Source organism: Streptomyces sp. NPDC127114 (assembly GCF_042677525.1).
Classification (GTDB): domain Bacteria; phylum Actinomycetota; class Actinomycetes; order Streptomycetales; family Streptomycetaceae; genus Streptomyces.
This window is the reverse complement of record NZ_JBHXTJ010000047.1, coordinates 1-21,181: the sequence shown is the minus strand read 5'-3', so window position 1 is coordinate 21,181 and position 21,181 is coordinate 1. Positions and strand designations below refer to the sequence as shown.

18 protein-coding genes and 1 pseudogene are annotated in these 21,181 nt (G+C 74.2%); 13 read left to right on the top strand and 6 right to left on the bottom strand.

All coding sequences use genetic code 11. The annotated features are described in order from the left end of the window. The first annotated feature begins 69 nt into the window (after positions 1 to 69). Positions 70 to 1,428 carry an alkaline phosphatase PhoX gene (locus ACFVGS_RS31735; RefSeq protein WP_384421935.1) on the top strand — a complete coding sequence of 453 codons (1,359 nt, stop codon included), beginning with the start codon at positions 70 to 72 and terminating at the stop codon, positions 1,426 to 1,428. Positions 1,429 to 1,435: 7 nt separating this feature from the next. On the opposite strand, the gene ACFVGS_RS31730 is transcribed toward ACFVGS_RS31735, so the two are convergent. Further along, complete coding sequence (locus ACFVGS_RS31730) at positions 1,436 to 2,368, bottom strand: oxidoreductase (protein WP_384421936.1); 933 nt, start codon at positions 2,366 to 2,368, stop codon at positions 1,436 to 1,438. A 155-nt stretch (positions 2,369 to 2,523) separates the two neighbouring features. Here ACFVGS_RS31730 and ACFVGS_RS31725 point away from each other — a divergent pair, with 155 nt between their 5' ends. The 4 genes from ACFVGS_RS31725 to ACFVGS_RS31710 all read left to right on the top strand — a co-directional run bounded on the left by ACFVGS_RS31725 (position 2,524) and on the right by ACFVGS_RS31710 (position 7,065). Continuing rightward, positions 2,524 to 3,129: a TetR family transcriptional regulator gene (locus tag ACFVGS_RS31725; protein WP_385695418.1), complete on the top strand. Its 606-nt coding sequence runs from the start codon at positions 2,524 to 2,526 to the stop codon at positions 3,127 to 3,129. Positions 3,130 to 3,155: 26 nt separating this feature from the next. Continuing rightward, positions 3,156 to 4,028 carry a PPK2 family polyphosphate kinase gene (locus ACFVGS_RS31720; protein WP_385695350.1) on the top strand — a complete coding sequence of 291 codons (873 nt, stop codon included), beginning with the start codon at positions 3,156 to 3,158 and terminating at the stop codon, positions 4,026 to 4,028. 143 nt (positions 4,029 to 4,171) lie between these two features. Then, positions 4,172 to 5,092, top strand: a complete 921-nt coding sequence (locus tag ACFVGS_RS31715; RefSeq protein ID WP_384421940.1) for a polysaccharide deacetylase family protein — start codon at positions 4,172 to 4,174, stop codon at positions 5,090 to 5,092. 107 nt (positions 5,093 to 5,199) lie between these two features. Continuing rightward, entirely contained in the window at positions 5,200 to 7,065 is a 1,866-nt protein-coding gene (locus tag ACFVGS_RS31710) for a DUF6528 family protein (protein ID WP_384421942.1), read from the top strand. A gap of 7 nt (positions 7,066 to 7,072) precedes the next feature. Here the strand turns inward: ACFVGS_RS31710 and ACFVGS_RS31705 are convergent, their stop codons facing one another. Genes ACFVGS_RS31705 through ACFVGS_RS31695 form a run of 3 tightly spaced genes read right to left on the bottom strand, consistent with a single transcriptional unit; the run spans position 7,073 to position 9,337 of the window. Beyond that, a complete protein-coding gene (locus ACFVGS_RS31705; RefSeq protein WP_384421944.1) occupies positions 7,073 to 7,723 on the bottom strand; it encodes an ABC transporter in 651 nt (216 codons plus the stop codon). Continuing rightward, positions 7,720 to 8,637: an ATP-binding cassette domain-containing protein gene (locus ACFVGS_RS31700; protein WP_384421946.1), complete on the bottom strand. Its 918-nt coding sequence runs from the start codon at positions 8,635 to 8,637 to the stop codon at positions 7,720 to 7,722. The genes ACFVGS_RS31705 and ACFVGS_RS31700 overlap by 4 nt, the downstream gene beginning before the upstream one ends. A 25-nt stretch (positions 8,638 to 8,662) precedes the next feature. Beyond that, positions 8,663 to 9,337, bottom strand: a complete 675-nt coding sequence (locus ACFVGS_RS31695; protein WP_384421948.1) for an AIM24 family protein — start codon at positions 9,335 to 9,337, stop codon at positions 8,663 to 8,665. 72 nt (positions 9,338 to 9,409) lie between these two features. Between ACFVGS_RS31695 and ACFVGS_RS31690 the strand changes: the two genes are divergently transcribed. The 5 genes from ACFVGS_RS31690 (at position 9,410) to ACFVGS_RS31670 (ending at position 15,336) form a co-directional block, all read left to right on the top strand. Beyond that, complete coding sequence (locus tag ACFVGS_RS31690) at positions 9,410 to 10,102, top strand: peptidyl-tRNA hydrolase (protein ID WP_384421950.1); 693 nt, start codon at positions 9,410 to 9,412, stop codon at positions 10,100 to 10,102. A gap of 96 nt (positions 10,103 to 10,198) precedes the next feature. After that, positions 10,199 to 11,710, top strand: a complete 1,512-nt coding sequence (locus ACFVGS_RS31685; protein WP_385695414.1) for a DUF692 family multinuclear iron-containing protein — start codon at positions 10,199 to 10,201, stop codon at positions 11,708 to 11,710. Between the two features lie 7 nt (positions 11,711 to 11,717). Further along, the gene (locus tag ACFVGS_RS31680) at positions 11,718 to 12,740 is read left to right on the top strand and encodes a TIGR04222 domain-containing membrane protein (protein WP_384421952.1); all 1,023 of its coding nucleotides are present in this window, start codon (positions 11,718 to 11,720) and stop codon (positions 12,738 to 12,740) included. A gap of 49 nt (positions 12,741 to 12,789) precedes the next feature. Then, complete coding sequence (locus ACFVGS_RS31675; RefSeq protein WP_384421954.1) at positions 12,790 to 13,527, top strand: TIGR04222 domain-containing membrane protein; 738 nt, start codon at positions 12,790 to 12,792, stop codon at positions 13,525 to 13,527. Positions 13,528 to 13,623: 96 nt separating this feature from the next. Continuing rightward, the gene (locus tag ACFVGS_RS31670; RefSeq protein ID WP_385695345.1) at positions 13,624 to 15,336 is read left to right on the top strand and encodes an alpha/beta hydrolase; all 1,713 of its coding nucleotides are present in this window, start codon (positions 13,624 to 13,626) and stop codon (positions 15,334 to 15,336) included. A gap of 22 nt (positions 15,337 to 15,358) precedes the next feature. Here ACFVGS_RS31670 and hemQ read toward each other — a convergent pair whose 3' ends face one another. Next, on the bottom strand, positions 15,359 to 16,072 hold the full coding sequence (gene hemQ / locus ACFVGS_RS31665; protein WP_384421958.1) for a hydrogen peroxide-dependent heme synthase: 714 nt from the start codon (positions 16,070 to 16,072) through the stop codon (positions 15,359 to 15,361). A gap of 17 nt (positions 16,073 to 16,089) precedes the next feature. Beyond that, positions 16,090 to 17,736, bottom strand: a complete 1,647-nt coding sequence (gene hemG / locus ACFVGS_RS31660; protein ID WP_385695340.1) for a protoporphyrinogen oxidase — start codon at positions 17,734 to 17,736, stop codon at positions 16,090 to 16,092. 143 nt (positions 17,737 to 17,879) lie between these two features. Between hemG and ACFVGS_RS31655 the strand changes: the two genes are divergently transcribed. The 3 genes and pseudogenes from ACFVGS_RS31655 to ACFVGS_RS31645 all read left to right on the top strand — a co-directional run bounded on the left by ACFVGS_RS31655 (position 17,880) and on the right by ACFVGS_RS31645 (position 21,037). Further along, positions 17,880 to 18,941, top strand: coding sequence for a DUF4349 domain-containing protein (locus ACFVGS_RS31655; protein ID WP_385695337.1), 1,062 nt, complete (start codon positions 17,880 to 17,882; stop codon positions 18,939 to 18,941). 216 nt (positions 18,942 to 19,157) lie between these two features. Then, positions 19,158 to 20,477, top strand: a pseudogene (locus ACFVGS_RS31650) (FAD-dependent oxidoreductase); the annotation flags it as partial. Positions 20,478 to 20,542: 65 nt separating this feature from the next. After that, positions 20,543 to 21,037, top strand: a complete 495-nt coding sequence (locus ACFVGS_RS31645; RefSeq protein WP_384421966.1) for a hypothetical protein — start codon at positions 20,543 to 20,545, stop codon at positions 21,035 to 21,037. Positions 21,038 to 21,181 lie beyond the last annotated feature (144 nt).

Sequence of the window (21,181 nt, the reverse complement as noted above, 5' to 3'; positions counted from 1 at the left end):
ATGCAGTCCTGGAACATCCGGTCCTGACACATGCACAGTCCTGTCCGCCAGCAGGAAGTGGGTTGCCTCATGTCCGCAACACGACGTCAGATGCTCGCCGCCACCGCCGGCATCGCCTTCACCGGCGCGATATCCGAACTCTTCACGGGAAGCGCCGCCGCCTCCGCCGCGCTCGGCCGCCACGCCGGGTACGGCCCGCTCGTCCCCGACCCGCACGGGCTGCTCGACCTCCCGGCCGGCTTCCGCTACAAGGTCCTGTCCCGGCAGGGCGAACCGCTGCGCTCCGGCGAGGGCCTGGTCCCCGGCAACCACGACGGCATGGGCGCCTTCGCCGGCCGCGGCGGCCGGGTGCACCTCGTGCGGAACCACGAGAACCGCGTCACCGGGAAGATCGGCGTGCCGGTCGTCGACGGGCTGACCTACGATCCGGCCGCCAAGGGCGGCTGCACCGCCCTCACCCTCGACCGCCGGGACAACGTCCTCGACGAGCGCGTCGCCGTCGCGGGCACGGCCGTCAACTGCGCGGGCGGGCCCACCCCGTGGCGCACCTGGCTGACCTGCGAGGAGACCGAGGACAAGGCCGGCACCAACGGCTACACCAAGGACCACGGCTTCGTCTTCGAGGTCGACGGCGCCGACCCGCGCCGCACCGGGGCCGTCCCGCTCACCGCGATGGGCCGCTTCCAGCACGAGGCCGTCGCGGTCGACCCGTACAGCGGGATCGTGTACGAGACGGAGGACGCCTTCCAGCATCCCTTCGGCCTCTTCTACCGCTTCCTGCCCGAGAAGCCGCTCGGCGGCACCGGTTCGCTGCGCGCGGGCGGTGCCCTGGAGGCGATGCGGGTGCCGGGCGTGCCCGACCTGTCGGTGGTGCAGGAGGCGGGCACGCGCTTCGAGGGCGTCGAGTGGGTGCCCGTACCCGACCCTTCGGCGGCCGTGACCCCGATCAGACTTCAGGACTTCGGCCCGAAGGGCATCACGCACGCGCAGAAGCTGGAGGGCTGTTACTGGGGCGGCTGTTCCGTGTACTTCGTGTCGTCGTTCGCCCGCGTCAAGGACGGCTCGGGCGCCACGCACTTCGGCCAGGTGTGGAAGTACGAGCCGGACCGGCGCCGCCTCACGCTCGTCGTCGTCTTCGGCCCGGACACCGACCTCCAGCTCCCGGGCGAGTCCCCGGACAACATCTGCCTGGCGCCGACCGGCGGCCTGATGGTCTGCGAGGACGGCGACGGCGCCCAGCACGTCTTCGGCGTGAGCCGGAAGGGCGAGGTGTACGCGGTCGCGCGCGGGGCTCAGAACATCGGCACCCCGGAGGCGCCGGAGTGGGGCGAGTTCGCGGGCGTCACCTTCTCGCCGGACGGCACGACGATGTACGTGAACTGCTACACGCCGGGCACGACGTTCGCGGTGCGGGGCCCGTGGCGCTGATCCGCGGTCAGCCCAGCTCGTAACGGACGTCGGTGAGCCGTTCGGACAGCTCCCACAGGCGGCGGCCGGTCTCCGGATCGGTCGCCGCCGGCGCGTACCGGACCGGCTTCGGCGCGCCCTTCAGCTCACCGGGGCCGTCCGGCCCGAAGAAGGCGCCGCCTTCGACGCCCGGTGCGGTCGCCGCGTACAGCTGGGGCAGGGCACCGTCCTCCGGGGCCTGGGCGAGCAACGGGCCGAGCACGCGCCCGAACACCCAGCGGACGAGGGCGACCGGCGTCTCCTTCTGGAGGTTCGTGCTGGTGTAGCCGGGGTGCGCGAGGACGCTGCGCACGGGACTGCCCGCGGCGGTCAGGCGCCGGTGCAGCTCGTGGCCGAAGACGGTGTTGGCGAGCTTGGACTGGTTGTAGAACCGCATGGGCGCGTAGCGGCGGGCCCCGTGGATGTCGTCGAAGCCGATCCGGCCCTTGCGGTGCTGGAGGCTGCTGACCGTGACGACCCGCGGGTCGCGCCCGGCGGCGAGGCGGTCGAGCAGGAGCCCGGTGAGGGCGAAGTGCCCCAGGTGGTTGGCGGCGAACTGGAGCTCGTGGCCCTGGGCGCTGAGGGTGCGGGGCGGCGCCATGACGCCCGCGTTGTTGACGAGCACGTCGAGGCGCGGCTGCTCGGCGCGCAGTCCGCCGGCGAACTCGCGTACGGAGTCGAGGTCGGCCAGGTCGACCCGCCGCACGTCGAGCCGGGCGCCGGGCACCTCGGCGGCGATGCCGCTCGCGGCCGTGCGCCCCTTCGCCTCGTCGCGGACGGCGAGGACGACGTGGGCGCCGTGGCGGGCGAGTGCGCGGGTGGTGGCGAGGCCGAGGCCGCTGTTGGCGCCGGTGACGACGACGGTCCGCCCGGTGAGGTCGGGGATGCGGTCGGCGTTCCACTGCTCTGTCGGGTGCGTCATGTGGCACACGCTGCCGTGCGTGTCACTCGGTGTCAAGCTGTTCTCCGGGTGACAGGCTCGGGGACTACCATCGCCCCATGACCACCGATTCCACCGACGCCACCGACTCCGCCGACTCGACCGGCTCGACCAGCTCTTCCGGCGCGTCGGGAACGATCAGCCTGGCGGAGCGCAAGCGCCTGCTCGTCGCGACCGAGCTCACCGAGTCGGCGCTCCAGCTCCTGGCGCTGCGGGGCTTCGACGCGGTCACCGTGGACGAGATCGCCACCGACGCCGGGGTCTCGAAGCGGACCTTCTTCCGCTACTTCGCGTCCAAGGAGGACGTGGTCGTCCGCTTCCTGTCCGGGATGGGCAGCGACATCCACGCCGCGCTCGCGGACCGCCCGGACGGCGAACCCGTCTCGGCCTCGCTGCGGCACGCCGTCGCCGTACCCCTGCTGGCCTGCACCGAGCAGCACCCGGACCACGCGGCCCGCGCGCTGCGGGTGGTCCAGCTGATCCTCCGCACGCCCGCGCTGCTCGCCCGCCTGCTGGAACGGCAGGCCGAGTGGCGTGAGGCCCTGGCCCGGGAGCTGGCCCGCCGACACGGCCTCGATCCGGCGGCCGACCTGTATCCGCGCCTCGCGGCGGGCACGGCGCTGGTCGCGTTCCACACGGCGCTGCAGCGCTGGAGCGACAGCGACGCGGCGGAGGACCCGCTGGAGCTGCTCGACCGGGCGTTCGCGGTGGTGCGACCGGCGCTGGACGCGCAGGATCGATAGCAGGATCAGCGGCGGGAGGCGGGCGGATGCCGAAGAAGAAGCGTGCGGGCGAGGCGGGGCGGCAGTCGCTGCGCAAGCTGCTGCGGCTCCCCGTCGGCGAGCCCGTCGACCTCTCGGCGTACGACGCCGCCGGCACGCCCGGCGGCCCCGCCGACAAGAAGGCCGGCCTCGCCGCCGTCGCCGGCTTCGCCCCGCGCCTGGCGGACCTCCAGGAGCGGCTGTACGCGGCAAGCACGGCGGGCGACCGGCGCCGGCTGCTCCTCGTCCTCCAGGGCATGGACACCAGCGGCAAGGGCGGCACGGTCAAGCACGTCATCAGCCACTTCAACCCGTCGGGCTGCCGCATCCGCGCCTTCAAGGCGCCGACGGAGGAGGAGTCGGCCCACCCCTTCCTGTGGCGCGTCGCCCGGGCGCTCCCCGAGCCGGGCGAGATCGGCATCTTCGACCGCTCCCACTACGAGGACGTCCTGATCGCCCGGGTGCGCGAGCTGGCCCCGCGCACCGAGATCGAGAACCGCTACGGCGAGATCGCCGGCTTCGAGAAGTCCCTCGCGGACGGCGGCGTCACCGTCGTGAAGGTCTTCCTCCACATCTCGTACGAGGAACAGCGCGCCCGCCTCCTCGAACGCCTCGACAACCCGGAGAAGCACTGGAAGTTCAACCAGGGCGACATCGAGGAACGAGCCCTGTGGCCCGCGTACCAGGAGGCGTACGAGATCGCCCTGCAACGGTGCGCGACGGACCGGACGCCGTGGTACCTGGTCCCGGCGGACCGGAAGTGGTACCGGAACTGGGCGATCAGCAGACTGCTGCTGGAGCACCTGGAGGAGCTGGATCCGGCGTACCCGAAGGGGAACTTCGACGTGGCGGAGTCCCGGGCGAGGCTCCTCGCCACGTGAGGCGCGCCGGCCGGTCGGCGTGCCTTCCGCGCGACCGCGCCGCGCATGCTCAGGCCATGGTGCGTCAGCTCACGGCGTGGACTCGGGCGCTGCTGCTGTCGAGCCGCGAACGATAGGCCTATCTGATCGGATATTTTCCGTGGGTGACCATTCCTGCACGAAAGCTGTCGGCGCTCGCTCTGCTGGGCGCCGTACTCGTCGGCTGCGGCGGGGGCGCGGCCGACTCACCGGCGCCCGCCACGCCCGCCTCGCCGGCCTCGGCGAAGCCCGCCTCGCCGGCGAAGCCCTCCTCCGCCGGGCCCGGCGCGCAGCCCGCGCCGCCCGCCGCCGGCCACCAGGCCGCGCCCGCCCGGCCCGCCCGCAAGGCGCCGCCGACGCTCGCCCCGGCCGCCGGCGGCCTCACGGCCGTCTACAGCCACCGGGCGAAGAGTGCCGAGAAGGTCGTCGCGCTCACCTTCGACGCCGACATGACCGCCGACCAGGGCCCGCGCGCGGCCCGCGGCGAGCGCTTCGACAACCCGCAGCTCATCGCGACGCTGCGCCGGCTGAAGGTGGACGCGACCGTCTTCATGACGGGACGGTGGGCGGAGGAGTACCCGGACCAGGCCCGGTCCATCGGCAACGACCCGCTCTTCGAGATCGCCAACCACTCCTACAGCCACTACGCCTTCGCCGAGCCCTGCTACGGGCTGCCGACCGTCGCCCGGCCCGACATGGCGGCCGACGTCCAGCGGGCCTTCGACGCCTTCCGCGACGCCGGCGCCACCAACGTCGTGCCGTACTTCCGCTTCCCCGGCGGCTGCTACGACGACGACGCCCGCCGCGCACTGGCACCGGCCGGCGTCACCGCCGTCCAGTGGGACGTGGTCAGCGGCGACGCCTTCGCGAAGGACGCGGACGCGGTCGCCGACCAGGTCCTCGACGGCGTCAGGCCCGGCTCCCTCGTCGTCATGCACTGCACCCGCAGCGCCGCCCCGGTGACCGAGCAGGCGATCCGCCGCATCGTCCCGGAGCTCCGGGCGAAGGGCTACCGCTTCGTGAAGGTCTCGGAGCTGATGTCCTGACCCCGCCGCACGTGTGATCGAAACCCGCTGTACAAGTCCGGGCCCCGGTGTGAGGGTGTTCCCTCTTCACTTCCGACGAACCGAGAGCTCGAAAGGCGGACCTTCACGTGCGTCGCTCCACCCGGCCCCTCTTCACGAGGGGCCTTCTGGCGACCGGGGGCGGGGTGGCGCTCCTCGCGTCACTGCTCGTCCCGTCCTCCCAGGCCGCGATACCCGGGGAGACCGCTCCCCCGCCGGCCGCGGTCACCACCACCGAGGCGCCCCCGGCGGTCTCACCCATGGCGCAGACCGGGCCGCGCAACATCATCAAGCGGCTGTCGGACACGTACATCAAGAGCACGGACACCGCGAACCACTCGCAGGAGCACCTGCTGCACGTCGGCACGCCGGACAACGGCGCCACGAAGTACCGCAGCTTCCTGCGCTTCGACGTGTCCAAGCTGCGCGGCGCACCCATCAAGAGCGCTTCGCTGCGCGTCTACAACTCCTTCGTCTCCGACTGCGCCGCCAAGGCCGGGATGAGCGTCGAGCCGGTCAGCGAGGCGTGGGACCAGGCCACGATCACCTGGGCCAACCAGCCGGCCGTCGTCGCGGGCCGGAGCTACGAGTTCGGCCTCGGCCACCCGACCTGCCCGGACGTGCCGAACAAGACCAACCCTGCCGCGTCCAACGGCATCTACCGCATCGACGTCACCGACTGGGTCACGGGCTGGGCCAACGGCACCCTCCCCAACCACGGCGTTCGCTTCAGCGCGCAGGAGACCGGCTCGTCGAGCTACAAGGACTTCTGCTCGATGAACCCGGTGTCGACGGACTACGCGTGCCACGCCGCGTACAACGCGCCGACGCTCGAGGTCGAGTTCAACGACGGCCACACGCCGATCGTCACCGGCAACTCCTACGGCCCGGCCTACCCGAACAACTACCCCACCGCGCACGCGGCGCTGGAGTTCTTCGACTCCACCAAGCCGTCCGTCTGGCCGGGGTCCGGGCCGTACCAGCGCTGGATCCCCGACGCGTACCACTCCGTCTTCGACACGAGCCTGAAGGGCGACACCTGGGCCGGCGGCACCTCCCACAAGCTGCGCCCCGGGGGCGTCTACGGCGACGGCAGTGTCCTGGTCACTGGCGACGGCGCCAGCGGCTTCGTCGGCGTGATCCCCTACCCGTCCCTCGCCGGCTACCACTGGGCGATCAACGTGGGCCCGGGCGACCTCCACGGCGTCGAGCTGCTGGACGACGGGAACGTCCTCGTCGCCTTCGCCTCGCGCAAGCTCAACGGATCCCCCACCGTCACCGGCGGCCTGGCGCTCTACACCAAGGCCCAGGGCACGCCCGGTTCCTGGAACGCCACGCCCGCCCAGGAGATCCCGCTCGGCGAGGCCCACGAGGTCCTCTACGACCCGGCGGCCAAGGCCGTGTGGGCCATCGGCGGCAAGGAGCTGGTGAGGTACCCGTACGTCGCCGGCAGGCTGGACACGGCCGCCGCCCAGGCCTTCCCGCTGCCCAAGCAGCAGGTGAGGAACGCGGACGGGACCTACCGGGACGCGGAGGCCTGGGGTCACGACCTCTCGCCGGTGTACGGCAACACCGACCGCCTCTGGGTGGGGACCAACGGCGGCATCATCCAGTTCTCGAAGAGCGCCGCTGCCCCGTGCTACACCGACAAGGGCCGCTGGCCGCTCGGAAAGTACGTCACCGGAGCGGCGCAGTCCCGGTGGTGCAACGACTTCACCAACGAGCCGACGATCAACAGCCGCCCCATGATCAAGAGCATCGGCAACGACCCGCGCACCGGTACCGCGGCCTCCATCTGCGCGCAGAGCTGCAGTGAACAGCCCGACATCAACGACTACACGTCTCCGTACATCCGGTTCATCACCACCGCCACGGAGAACGCCGAGTCCCTGGGCAGCGCGAACTCGGCCGACCAGCACTACCGCGCCACCTGGGCCGTACCCGCCTACAAGTAGGACGGGTTCAGCCGCGCCAGGCCGTGGCCCTGCACGCCAGGGCCACGGCCGCCGACGTGAGGGCCACGGCGCCCGCCAGGGCGGGCCAGGGGTACGGGACCGTGCCCGAGCCCGCGGCCGTGACCAGGGACGAGACGGCCGAGGCGGCCGGGGAGCCCGTCGTCACCAGGCCGAGGAGCGAGGCGAGGAGCAGGGTCGTCAGGGACCAGCCGCGGGCCCGGATCAGCGGACGGGTGGTCAGGGCGCCGACCGCCGTGCCCGTCAGGACGCACACGGTCGCGCCCAGCACGCCCGCCACTGCGGCCGGGAGCGGCGCGACCTGGCGGTGGTCGCTCATCCCCGTGACCGCGAGGACGGCGATGACGGCGACGAGGAACGTGGCGCCGACGGCGGTGAGGACCGCCGCCAGATGAGCCCTGGCGCGGCCGGCCGCCGCCGCGGTCACGGCGCGGGCGGCCGGCGGCTCCTGGTTCAGACAGACGCGGACCGCCCAGGCGGTCACCGGGACCAGGCCCGCCACCGCGTAACCGAGGGCGCCCAGGACCGGTTCGCCCGCCTGGACGCCGATGCCGACGAAGACGGCGTAGAGGAGGAAGGGCGCGAGCCAGCGCTGGGAGCGCAGCAGCAGCGCGGCCTGGTAGCGGAGCAGCGCCGTCATCTCCGTACGCCTTTCGTGACGCGGGCGGTGCCGTCGGCAGGGCCGGTGACGTCGGCAGGTCGGGTGCCGTCGGCAGGGCCGGTGCTCTCGGTCGCCCGCAGGTCCTCGACGTGCCAGCCCGCGTCGAGCAGCGACCGCAGCACCGCGTCGGAGCGGGCGGCGTCGGCGGTGACGGTCAGCCGGCCGTCACCGCCCGGATGTCCGACCGCGAGGTCACCGATCCCCGGAGGCGGCTCGGTGCCCCCGGACGCGGTGATGCGGACCCGGGGGCGCGGAGGTCCCGCGACCGGACCCGCCGTCGGTTCCGCTCGTCGCACGCGGCCCGCCGCGACGGCGAACTCCGCGTCCGCCTCGCCCGCGAGCCGTCGTGGGTCGTGGTCGACGAAGACGACCCGGCCGCCCGCCGCGACGCGCTCGCGCACCGCGCGGTCGAGTTCGGCGCGGGCTCCGGTGTCGAGGCCGGTCCAGGCCTCGTCGAGGACGAGCAGCCCCGGCGCGGCGAGCAGCGCCTGCGCGACGGCCACCTTCTGGCTCGTGCCCTTGGAGAGTTCGGCGAGCGGCGTGTCCCGGTACGCGGCTGCGCCGAAGCGCTCCAGCCACTCCCCCGCCCGCGCCCGGGCCTCCCGTCCGCCGAGGCCCTGGATCCGGCCGAGGTGGACGAGGTAGCCGGCCGCGGTGAGCGGCAGCGCGGCGGGAAAGCGCTCGGGGACGTACGCGGTACGGGCCGGGCGGCCGCTGATCCGGCCCGCGCTGGGCGCGTCGACGCCCGCGACGAGACGCAGCAGGGTCGACTTGCCGGTGCCGTTGCCGCCGGTGAACCGGGCCAGGGTGCCCGCGGGCAGGGTGAGCCCCACCTCGCGCAGCACCCATGGCCCGCGCGGGCCGTAACGCCGGCCGACGCCTTCGAGGATCATGCCGGGTTCCGGTCCGGTGCCGCGGTCAGTTGGAGACCTTCTGCGGGACGGCCTCGCTCGGGCGGACGATGACGAAGCCCTGGCCGTCCAGGCGCAGCTGGACCGCCTCGCCGGAACCGCCGCGCATCATCGAGCCGAAGGACTGCGAGCGGTGCAGCGAGGTCTGGAGCTGGGCGCTCCAGCCGACGACGGCGTCGGTGTCGACGCACACCGGGGCCTGCGGGCTGACCGGTATGACGATCGGGTTGCCCTCGCACATCAGGGCGAGCTTGCCGTAACCGGTGAAGACGCTGTTGAACAGACCGCCGCCGGTCATGCCGGCGCCCTTCACCGTCTTGATCTCGTAGTGCAGGGTCGGGTCGAAGCAGAGCACGTTGCGGCCGTTGACGGTCAGCGCGTCGCCCTGCTCGATCTCCACGATGAAGCAGTTCTGCGCCTCGTGCGCGAACCACGCCTCGCCCTGGCCGCGCACGGCCATCAGGGCCAGGCCCTCGCCGGTCACCGCACGCTTGAGCAGGCCGCCGAGGCCCTGGCTCTTGTGCTCGAACTGCAGGTTCCCCCGGAAGGCGATCATCGAGCCCTGTCGGGCGTGCATCTCCCCGTTCACGGTGTACTTGACCGACTTGGCGTTCTGGAGGGTCATCCCCGGTACCGGCGCCGCCTCGGCGAGGTGTTCCTTGTTGAAAAGATCGCTCTTCATGAGGGGCATCCTGTCCCGGAAGGTCCCGTTCCGACAAGGAACGCGTCTCCGGGGCAATGGCAGACTTGCCGGGTGAGCAGCAACGACCCCCGTGACGAGAAGCCGCAGTACGTCCTCCCGCTCGTGGTCCGCATCGAGCGGGCCGCGCCCCCGGCCCGTACCGACGCCCTGGAGACCGCCGCCCGTGCGGTCCTGGAGATCCTGGCCGACGAGCGGTCCCTCGGCGAGGGCGAGTGGGCGCAGGCCATGACGGACTGGCAGGACGCCCGGATCCGCAAGGTGGTGCGGCGGGCGCGCGGCGCGGAGTGGCGCAGGGCCTCGGCGCTCCCCGGCATCACGGTCACGAGCCCCCAGGACACGGAGGTACGGGTCTTCCCGCCGGTCCCGCTGGACGGCTGGCCCAAGGAGCTCGTCAAGCTCCAGGTGTCGGGCACCGATCTGGACGACCCGGCCGAGCCGGGGCCCGTTCCGGAGGGTGCGGCCGTGCTGTGGCTCAACCCGGAGCTCGACATGTCGGCGGGCAAGACGATGGCGCAGGCCGGGCACGGCGCCCAGCTGCTGTGGTGGGAGCTGTCGGAGGCCGACCGCAAGACCTGGCGCGCGGCCGGCTTCCCGCTCGCGGTCCGCACGGCGGACCCGGAGCGCTGGGCGCGGCTCACGACGAGCGGGCTTCCGGTCGTACGGGACGCGGGCTTCACCGAGATCGCGCCGGGCTCGTGCACGGTGGTCTCGGAGTTCCCGGCCTTCGGGTTCCTCGCGCGCTGAAACCTCAAATCAAGCTCTGAACGTCTCCCCGGCCGGATTCGAACGGCCGCTTCGGGGCCATCACGTGAGGGACCGAAGGAGGGGGACATGGGGGACATGAAAGAACTCGGGGTCGGCATCGGCTGGCGGCCGGAGATCGCGGACGCGGTCGAGGCGCTGCCGGGAGTCGACTGGGTCGAGGTCGTCGCGGAGAACGTCTGCGCCGACCACCTGCCCGACTCCCTGGCACGGCTGCGGGCGCGCGGGGTGACCGTCGTGCCGCACGGGGTCTCGCTGGGGCTCGGCGGTGCCGACCGGCCCGACGCCGGCCGGCTCGCCGCGCTCGCGGCGAAGGCGGAGGCGCTCGGCGCGCCGCTGGTGACGGAGCACATCGCGTTCGTACGGGCCGGCGGGCCGCTCACCGCGACGCCCCTGCTCGAGGCCGGGCACCTGCTGCCCGTGCCCCGCACCTGGGACGCCCTCGACGTGCTCTGCGAGAACGTGCGGATCGCGCAGGACGCGCTGCCGGTGCCGCTGGCCCTGGAGAACATCGCCGCCCTGGTCTCCTGGCCGGGCGAGGAACTGACGGAGGGCCAGTTCCTGACGGAGCTGGTGGAGCGCACGGGGGTGCGGCTCCTCATCGACGTCGCCAACCTCCACACCAACCGGATCAACCGGGGCGAGGACCCGGCGGAGGCGCTGTCCGCGCTGCCCGTCGAGGCCCTCGCGTACGTGCACGTGGCGGGCGGTGTGGAGCGCGACGGGGTCTGGCACGACACCCACGCCCACCCGGTGCCGCGTCCGGTCCTGGACATCCTGGCGGACCTCGCGTCCCGGGTCTCGCCGCCGGGCGTGCTCCTGGAGCGGGACGACCGCTTCCCGGCTCAGGAGGAACTGGCCGCCGAACTCGACGCGATCCGTACGACCTTGGCCACCGCCGCGCCCGCCGCCGAGCGCGCCGTCGTCGCGCCGGCCACCAGCGCCACCGCCGAGCCTGCCGTCGCCACCGTCGAGGCGCCCGCGCGGCCCCGGCCGCTGCTCATCGGCGCGGGCGCCCGGGTCTCGGGCGGCGTGATGCCGGTCCGGTCGCCCGAGCCGGTCCCGGCACAGGCCTCCGCGCCGGCACCGGCGCCGGCACCCGCACTGACAACGGCACCCGCACCGGCGCCGGCCACCGCCCCCGCCGCGCGACCGTCACCTGACGCCCGCCCCTCCCTCGACGCCGCCCGTCAGCGGGTCGGCGTCGCCGAAGTGGCGCTGCTCTCCGCCCTGGTCGCCGGGACGCCCGCGCCCGAGGGCTTCGACGTGCGGCGGCTCGGCGTGCAGCGGCGCGCTCTCGCGGCCAAACGGGCCGACGTGGTGGCGAAGGTGGCGCCCGAGCTGCCGGAGATCCTGGGCGAGGGCTACCGGCCCGCGTTCCTCTCGTACGCCAGGAACCGGCCCATGACGGACGGCTACCGGCACGACGCCCTCGACTTCGCCGAGGGACTGCTGATCGCCGGGCGGCCCGAGGACCCGGCGGCGCGCAGGCTGCTCACCGACTGGTGGCGGGAGCGGGCGGGCGTCCGGCCGCCGGGCCCGGCGGCCCGGCTCGGGCACCGGATCCGTACGGCCCTGGGAAGGGGATGAGGCAGCCATGACCGGTTTCGTGCTCTTCTACTACCTGATCGGCGTGCCGGCCGCGGCCGTGCTCTTCGTCAAGCTGAGCCGGCTGGGGCGCGGTCCCGGCGGTCGGATCCACGACCGTTACGAGGCCGCGTTCCTGAACGGCGGCCCCGCCCGGGTCGTCGACACCGCGATCGCCTCGCTGCACGGCGACGGACGTCTGGCCGTCGGCGGGCCCGGCATCGTGCGGGTGCTGCGGCCGACCGCGCACGACCCGGTCGAACGGGCCGTGCTCCAGGAGCTGGCCGGCGCCGCGAGCGGGGCGCTCGGCCCGCTGCGGTTCGCCGTGATGCGGCACCCGGCCGTGCAGGAGACCGGCGACGCCCTCGCGGCACGCGGGCTGCTCATGGAGCCCCGGCCCCGCCGCTCGGCGCTGACGTGGAGCTCGTTCCTCGGGATGCTCGGCGGGATGGCCACCCTGTTCGCCCTGGTGTTCACACTGCCGGACCTCATCGACCCGGGCCGGAACCTGCCGTTCGTCGTGCTGGTGCTGCCGGTGCTCGCCGCCTGGCTGACCGGCGCGATCCTGTGCGGGGCCAGGGCGCGGCGGCGGATCACCCCCGCCGGGCACGCCGCGGTGGCGGCGTTCGGGCGGGCCCAGGCCCACGTGGACCCGGGGCTGCTCGTCGCCCTGCAGGGACTGCGCTCGCTGCCGGACCCGGAGCTGCGCGAGCAGCTGGCCACAGCGGCGCGGACCTACCGGCCGGCTCGGCCGGTCACCCGCTCCTCCGTCCCCTCGTCGTCCTCGTCCTCCTCGCAGGACGCGGCCCTGCTGCCCGTCATGTGGTGCGCGGCGGCGGCCGGCGGCGAGGGCGGCGGAGGCGGCTGCGGGGGCGGCAGCTCGTGTTCCGGGAGCAGCTCGTGCTCCGGAGGCGGGTCGTCGTGCTCCTCGTCGTCGAGTTCCTGTTCCTCGTCGTCGAGTTCCTGCTCCTCCTCGTCCAGCTCCTGCTCCTCCTCCAGCAGCAGTTCCTGCTCGTCCAGCAGCAGTTCCTGAGGCCGTCGTTCCGGTGGCGTACGGGTCCGCCCTCCCGTACAACCGGATCATGGTGTGGGTTCCCTTGCTCCTGGTCTCGCTCGTGGTCACCGGCGTCGCCTGTGCGCGGGTGTGCCGGGACGCGGTCCTGGTCGACGCGCGGGAGCCGGCCGAGGGCGGGGAGGAGCTGACCGTCGTCGAGGCGGCGTATCTCGCGGGCGGGCCGCTGCGGGTGGCCGACCTGGCACTGGTGAGCCTGCACCAGGCCCGGCTGGTGCTGCTCGCGCACACCGGCTGGGCGACGGTCGTGGACGGGACCGGCGGGCGCGACGAGCTGGAGCGGGCGGTGCTCCGGGCGATCGGGCCCGGCGGCCAGTCGCCGATCCCGGAGGTGCGGCCGCTGGTCGCGGGCACCGCGTGCGTACGGGAGCTCGCGGACGGGCTGGTGGCGCGCGGGCTCGCGCTGCCGGAGGCCGAGCGGCGCACCACGGCGGCGGGCGGCCGCGCGCTGTCCGGCGCGTTCCTGCTGACCCTGGGCCTGGCTGCGGCCGCGGTGCTGCTCGTGCCCGAGGGCGTGCGCGTACCGGTGGCGGCCTGGTTCGCGATGCCGCTGCTGGCGGGCGGGCTGTGTCTGCTGGTCGCGCGGGCCGGCGGAACCGGCTGCTGGGCCTCGCCCGCCGGGCGGCGACTGCTCGCCGGACTCTCGCCGGCCGACCCGATGACGGCGCTCGCCCGGCGGGGCACGGAGGTCCTGGAGCCCGCGCTTCGTGCCGCCTTTCGGGGACATGACAGCCGACACCCGTCGTAGTTCCTTTACTTGACCGCGTCGGCCGCCAACCATCCCCTTTGTCGCCCCGTGCCGCCCCCGCCCCGCCCGGGCCCGCCAAGAGAAGGGGACGCGCAGATGAAGTCCGTCGCCCTGCTGCTGTCCGCCCTCGTCACCCCCACCGCCCTCCTCGGCCCCGCTCCCGCCGCCCCGGCGGCCGTGGCTCCCGCGGCCGACGCGCCGCCCGCCGAGAGCCGCGGCGTCGCCGCCGCGGCGAGGACGGCCGCCGCCGAGGGCATCCGCTTCGGGCCGTGCCCGGCGGTCGAGCGGCTGCCCGCTCCGGTGGAGTGCGGCACCGTGCGCGTGCCGCTCGACTACGCGCGTCCCGAGGGCACGCGCATCCCGCTCACCGTGAGCCGGGTGCGGGCCTCTGGCCCGGCGGCCGGCCGGCAGGGCGCGCTGGTGCACAACCCCGGCGGCCCCGGCGCCTCCTCCACCTGGTTCCCGCTCGCGGCCGAGCTCCCCGCCTGGCGGCGCATCGCCGCCGCGTACGACCTCGTCGGCTACGCGCCGCGCGGGGTGGGCCGCTCGGCGCCGGTCTCCTGCCAGGACCCGGCCGACCGCGCCAAGGGCCCGACGCTCGCGCCGACGGTGCCCTCCGAGGTCTTCAAGCAGGAGCGGGTCGCCCGCGCCAGGACGTACGCGCAGGGCTGTGCCCGCCGCACCGGTCCGGCCCTGCGGCACTACCACTCGCTGAACAACGCGCGCGACCTGGAGGTGCTGCGGGCCGCGCTCGGCGAGCGGCGCCTGACGTACATGGGCGCCTCCTACGGCACGTACTTCGGCGCGCTGTACGCGACGCTGTTCCCGCACCGGGTGCGCCGGATGGTCTTCGACGCGCCCGTGAACCCGGCGCCGCGGCAGATCTGGTACGTCAACAACCTCGACCAGTCGCTCGCCTTCGAGCGCCGCTGGGCGGACTTCCGCACCTGGGCGGCGAAGCACGACAAGGTGTACGGCCTGGGCGCGACGCCCGGCGAGGTGGGCGAGAACTACGAGAAGGTGCGGGCCGAACTGGCCGCGGCACCGGCGGGCGGGAGGGTCGGCTCCGGGCAGCTGCACGCGGCGATGCTCCAGGCGCTGTACGACGACCGGTTCTGGCCCGCGCGGGCGGGCGCCCTCGGGGCGTATCTGAAGGGCGATCCGAAGCCGCTGGTCGCCCAGGCCGCGCCGGTCACGCCCGCGTCCGGTCCGGCCCGCGACCAGCAGGCCGAGAGCACCGACCCGGGCAACGGGCAGGCCGTCTACACGGCGGTGGAGTGCAACGACGCGCCCTGGCCCGAGGACTTCGCGCTGTGGGACCGGGACAACACCCGGCTCGCGAAGCTCGCCCCGTTCGAGACCTGGGACAACGTGTGGGCGAACCTGCCCTGCGCGTACTGGAAGGCGCCCCGGCAGAAGCCGCTGGACGTGCGGACCGGGCCGGGGGTGCTGCCGCCGGTGCTGATCCTGGCGGCCGAACGGGACGCGGCGGCGCCGTACGAAGGAGCCCGGGAGCTGCAGCGCCGGCTGTCGGGCGCGGCGCTCGTGACCGAGCGGGACGCCGGGACCCACGGCATCGGGGGCGGGGCGAACGCCTGCGTGAACGGCTACCTGGAGCGTTATCTGCTCACGGGTGCCGTGCCGCCCGCGGGGAAGGCGGGCGAGGAGGGAGGGACGCCGGTGCGGCGCGCGTCATGCGCGCCGCACCCGGAGCCGGACCCGGTGTCGCTGGAGCGGCGGGCGGAACTCCGCCTGCCGTCTGATCTTCCGGGTCGAGGGATCACCGCCCGGCTGGGCGCCGGACGGTGACCGGGTCGGGGACGGCGGGCCGTCAGGCCAGGCCGGCCACCAGGTCCGCCACGCTCTTGCGGCGGCCGGTGTAGAACGGGATCTCCTCGCGGACGTGCATCCGCGCCTCGGAGGCCCGCAGGTGGCGCATGAGGTCGACGATCCGGTAGAGCTCGTCGGCCTCGAAGGCCAGGATCCACTCGTAGTCGCCGAGCGAGAAGGAGGCGACCGTGTTCGCGCGCACGTCCGGGAAGCCGCGGGCCATCTTGCCGTGGTCGGCGAGCATCCGGCGGCGGTCCTCGTCCGGCAGCAGGTACCAGTCGTAGGAGCGCACGAACGGGTAGACCGAGACGTAGTCGCGCGGGGTCTCGTCGGCCAGGAAGGCCGGGATGTGCGACTTGTTGAACTCGGCGGGGCGGTGCAGCGCCATGTTCGACCAGACCGGCTCCAGGGCGCGGCCCAGCTTCGTGCGGCGGAAGAGGTTGTACGCCTCCTGGAGCTGGTCGCTCGTCTCGGCGTGCCACCAGATCATGACGTCGGCGTCGGCGCGCAGACCGGAGAGGTCGTACGTGCCGCGGATCGTGATGTCCTTGGCGGCGAGCTGGTCGAACAGCTCCTGGACCTCGTCGGCGTAGCCGGCACGGTCCTCGGGCAGGTTGTCGCGCAGCTTGAACACAGACCACAGGGTGTAGCGGATGACCTCGTTGAGGTCCTTCGCCTTCTTACCGGCGTTCGGGATCTTTTCGGGCGCACTCATACGCCTATTCTCGCCCGTCACGGACAGTGCCCCGCACCAGGGTCGGCCTTTTCCGACGTGGCGATGATCTCGTCCGTGCTCGCGTCCCTGATCTCGTCCAGGATCGCGTCGGCCGCGCGGTGCGCGGAGGCGATGCAGGCGGGGATGCCGACGCCCTCGTAGACGGCGCCCGCGAGGGCGAGGCCGGGCAGGCCGGAGACGGCGGCGCGGATCCGCTCGACCCTGCTCAGGTGACCGACCGGGTACTGCGGCAGGCCGCCGAGCCAGCGGGTCACGGTGGTGGCGACCGGCCGGGCGGCGAGGCCGGTGGCCGCGCCCAGGTCCTTGAGGGAGACGTCGACGAGGTCGGCGTCGTCGCGGTGGACCTGCTCCTCCTCGCCGTACCGCCCGACGGAGGTGCGCAGCACGAACAGGTCGGGCGCGGCGTCGGCGATCCACCGCCACTTCTGGCTGGCGAAGGTGGAGGCCTTGATGGTGTGGCCGTCGACGGGCGGCACGAGGAAACCGGAGCCCGGCAGGGCGGGGAGCTCCGCGCCGGGCAGCCCGGTGCCTTCGGGCAGGTCGGCGCGCCGGAAGGCGAGGGTGATCAGCGCCATCGAGGCGTACTCGACGCTGCCGAGCTCCGCTGCGGCGGCGGGCGCGTGGCCGGCGAGGAGCGCGGCGGCGGGTCCGGCGGGCGTGGCGACGACGACGGCGTCCGCGTCGTACGTACGCTCCGGCGTCACGACCTGCCAGCCGTGCGGGCCGGTGCGGCGCAGGGCGGTCACCGGGGCGCCGGTGCGGATCTCGCCGCCGGCGGCGCGGACCGCGTCGGCGACGGCGAGCGGCAGGGTGCCGACGCCGCCGCGCAGGCCGGCGAAGGCGGCGCCGCCGAGGCCGGTGCCGGCGATCCCGGTGCCGGCGCCCGCGGCGTCCGCCGGGGTGGCGGCGCCGGCGCGCTGGACGGCGCGGACGGCCTCGGCGAGCGTGCCGTGGGAGCGGGCGGCCTGGAAGAGGGCGGGCACGGCGGCCTTCATGGAGATGCGGTAGGCGTCGCCCGCGTAGACGCCGCCGAGGAGGGGCTCGACGAGCCGGTCGACGACCTCGTGGCCCATGCGCTCGGCGACGTACGCGCCGATGGCGATGTCCTCGCCGATCTCGGTGGGCGGCAGCTCGCGGTCGCGGTCGATCCGCGCGACGGCCTCGGCGGAGAGCAGCCGCTCGACGGCCCGGCCGTCGCCCGGGACGCCCATGACGTGGCCCTTCGGCATGGGCACGAGCTCGCCGCGCGACCACACGGAGGCGGTGGTGGTGGCGGGTGCCTGGATCCGGTCGGCGAGGCCGACCCGTTCGGCGAGCGCGACGGCCTCGGGGCGGCGGGCGAGCAGGGACTCGGCGCCGAGGTCGACGGGGGCGCCGGCGATCTCCCCGGCGAGCAGCTTTCCGCCGAGCCGGTCGCCGCCTTCGAGGAGGGTGACCCGGGCACCGGCGGTGACGAGCCGGTGGGCGGCGGCGAGGCCGGCGATGCCGCCTCCCACGACGACGACGTGCGATCCGGCGGGCGGGCGGGCGGTCGTCTCCCGTCCCCGCGTCGTCCGGCCGTCCGTGGTCCGGCCGTGCGTGGTCCGCCTGTCCGTCGTCCGGCTGTCCGTGCTCTGCGCGTTCGCGTTCATGGGGCCGCTCATGGGACCACTCTCTCAAATCGCCCGTGCGCTCCCGATCCGAGGCCGGACCGTGACCGCTTCGCTACCGCCGGACGAAACCCGCTCCCGCACCCTGACGTCCAACGGGCACCACGGCACACACCGAGAACCTTGGGGGGTTACGGATGCGAAGAGGGCGCACTGCCGCCGCGGCGGCGCTGCTGACGGTCTCACTCGTCCTGACGGGCTGCGGGGCGGGCGACGCCGACGCCGGCTCGAGCGCGGACGCCAAGGGGGGCACGAGCGCGGAGAAGCCCGCGTACGCGGGGCCCGAGTCCGCGGCCGACGGAGCCGCCGGCACCGGCTCGGCGGCGGACAAGGCCTCGGCGGCCTCCACCACACCGCCGAAGAACTCCGCCCCGGCGGCGGCCCGGCAGCACGTGATCCGCACCGCCGAGCTGTACGTCGAGGTGAAGGACGCGACGAAGGGGGCTGCGGCGGCCCGCCGGGTGGCGACGGCCGCGGGCGGCCACATCCAGAACGAGACGACCGAACGGGTCGACGACACGCACGTCGTGTCCCGGCTGGTGCTGCGCGTGCCGCAGGAGCGGTACGACTCCGTCCTCGCCGAACTCGCGGGCGCGGGCAGGCTGCTGTCGCGCAAGGCGGACGCCAAGGACGTCACCGAGCAGGTGGTGGACGTCGAGAGCCGCATCGCGACCCAGCGGGCGAGCGTGGCACGGGTGCGCGCGCTGATGGACCGGGCCACCCGGCTGAGCGACGTGGTGACCCTGGAGGGCGAACTGAGCCGGCGTCAGGCGGAGCTGGAGTCGCTGCTCGCCCAGCAGGCCTCCCTGAAGGACCGTACGACGCTGGCCACGGTCACCCTCGAACTGTCCGAGCCCGAGGGCCCGCACGCCGTCGAGGAGGACGAGCGGCCGGGCCTCGGCGACGCCCTGCGCGGCGGCTGGGACGCCCTGGTGGCGGCCGTCGCCTGGATCCTGGTCGTCCTCGCCGCGCTCGCCCCGTGGCTCGCGGTCGCGGCGGTGCTGTACGCGCTGTGGCGGTGGGCGCTCCGCCCGCGCCTGCGCCGCCGCCCCGGGCCGCGGCCCGCCCCGGAGTCGCTCCCGTGGGCGCCGCGCGCCGAGCGTGTGACGAACGCGGCGGGCGTGCCCGCGGCACGGGACGGGGAAGGGGAGGACACGGACGGCGCCGAGGGCACCGGCCGAACGGCCCCTTCGGCGTAGCGTGTTCGTATGACAGAGCGACTGGTGGTCATCGGCGGCCGGCCCCGCGGGCAAGGCCCCCCCGGGCACGGCCCCCCCGACAAGGGGGCCCGGGGACAAGGCCCCCCCGCGGGGGGCCGGGGGGCCCGGCCCCCCCGGCCCGGGGGGGTGTTGGTTTTTTTTCCCCCTGGGTGGGGGGGGGCCCGGGGGGGGCCGGGGGGGGCTCGGCCCCCGCCCCCCCAGGCCCGCAGGCTCAAGGGGCCCGGGGAACTGGAGATCGTCGCCTTCGAGCGCGGGCACTTCAGCTCGTACTCGGCCTGCGGCATCCCGTACTGGGTCGGCGGTGACGTCGACTCACGTGACGGGCTGATCGCCCGCAGCCCGGAGGAGCACCGGGCCCGGGACATCGACCTGCGGATGCGGACCGAGGTGACCGAGCTCGACCTGGACCGGCAGCGGGTCCGCACCAGGGACCTGGAGTCCGGCGCCGAGGGCTGGACGGGCTTCGACAAGCTGGTGATCGCGACGGGCGCGCGGCCGCTGCGGCCGCCGCTGCCCGGCATCGACGCGCCGGGCGTGCACGGCGTGCAGACCCTGGACGACGGTCAGGCGCTGATCGACTCGCTGGCCCGGGCGAAGGGCCGGCGGGCGGTGGTGGTCGGCGCCGGCTACATCGGGGTCGAGATGGCGGAGGCGCTGCTCGGGCACGGCTTCGAGGTGACGGTCCTGAACCGCGGCGAGCAGCCGATGGCGACGCTGGATCCGGACATGGGCCGGCTCGTGCACGAGGCGATGGACGGCCTGGGCATCACGACGGTCGGCTCCGCGCCGGTGACGAAGATCCTCACCGGTGAGGACGGCCGCGTGCGGGCCGTGGCGACGGACGAGGGCGAGTACCCGGCGGACGTCGTGGTGCTCGGCATGGGCGTGGTGCCGGAGACCTCGCTGGCGCGGGCGGCGGGGCTGCCGCTCGGCACGTACGACGGGCTGCTCACCGACCTGTCGATGCGGGTGCGCGGGCAGGAGAACGTCTGGGCGGGCGGTGACTGCGTGGAGGTCCTCGACCTGGTGTCGGGACGGGAGCGGTACGTGCCGCTGGGAACGCACGCCAACAAGCACGGCCAGGTGATCGGTTCGAACGTGGGCGGCGACTACGCGACCTTCCCCGGTGTGGTGGGGACGGCGGTGTCGAAGGTGTGCGACCTGGAGATCGCCAGGACGGGGCTGCGGGAGAAGGACGCCCGCGAGGTGGGGCTGCGCTACGTGACGGTCCGGGTGGAGTCGACGAGCCGTGCGGGCTACTACCCGGGAGCGGCGCCGATGACGGTGAAGATGCTGGCGGAACGGCGGACCGGGCGGCTGCTGGGCGTGCAGATCGTGGGCCGGGAGGGCGCGGGCAAGCGGGTCGACATCGCGGCGGTGGCGCTGACGGCGGGGATGACGGTGGAACGGATGACGGCCCTCGACCTGGGCTACGCGCCGCCGTTCTCGCCGGTGTGGGACCCGGTGCTGGTGGCGGCGCGCAAGGCGGTGGGAGCCGTTCGGGCGGCAGGTTGACCCGGGCGGACCACGACCCTCGGTGACGGCTTGCGAGCACATGCGCACCGTGTGTGACTGATCCCATGATCCGACACACCGCGCGAGCGCTCTGCGCCGCCTCTCTCCTGATAGCCCCGCTGGCCCTGAGCACGCCCGCCCAGGCCGCGACCACGTGCACCGTCAACGGCACCTCCGTCACCGGCACGACCATCAACGGAACGGCGGGCGCCGACTACATCACCTGCGCGACGGTCGCCGCCGGCGACGCCGTCAACGGCCAGGGCGGTGACGACTACATCGTCATCACCACCGGTGACCTCAACGGCACCGTCATCGGCAACGCCGGACGCGACTACATCCTGGTCGAGCAGGGGGTCGTCAACGGCACCGCGGGCGGCGGCAACGACGCCGACTACATCAACGTCAACAACAGGGTCTCGTCGACCGGGCGCGTCTTCGGCGACCTCGGCAACGACTTCCTGCGCGTCAACATCAACCAGAACGTCGTGAACGGCGGCCTCGGAGTCGACGTGTGCCGCGTCAGCTCCGGCAACCCGCCCGTGGGCTGCGAAGCCTGATCCGGCCGCCAGGCCCGATCCCGCCCGCTGTGGGCCCCCCGGGTCCGGCGGCGCACAGCGGGACGTGGGGACGCCCCGGCCCCGGGGGGGAGCGCTGTCTCTTATACACATAAGACGCTGGCGCCGAGTTTGGGGGTGTAGATC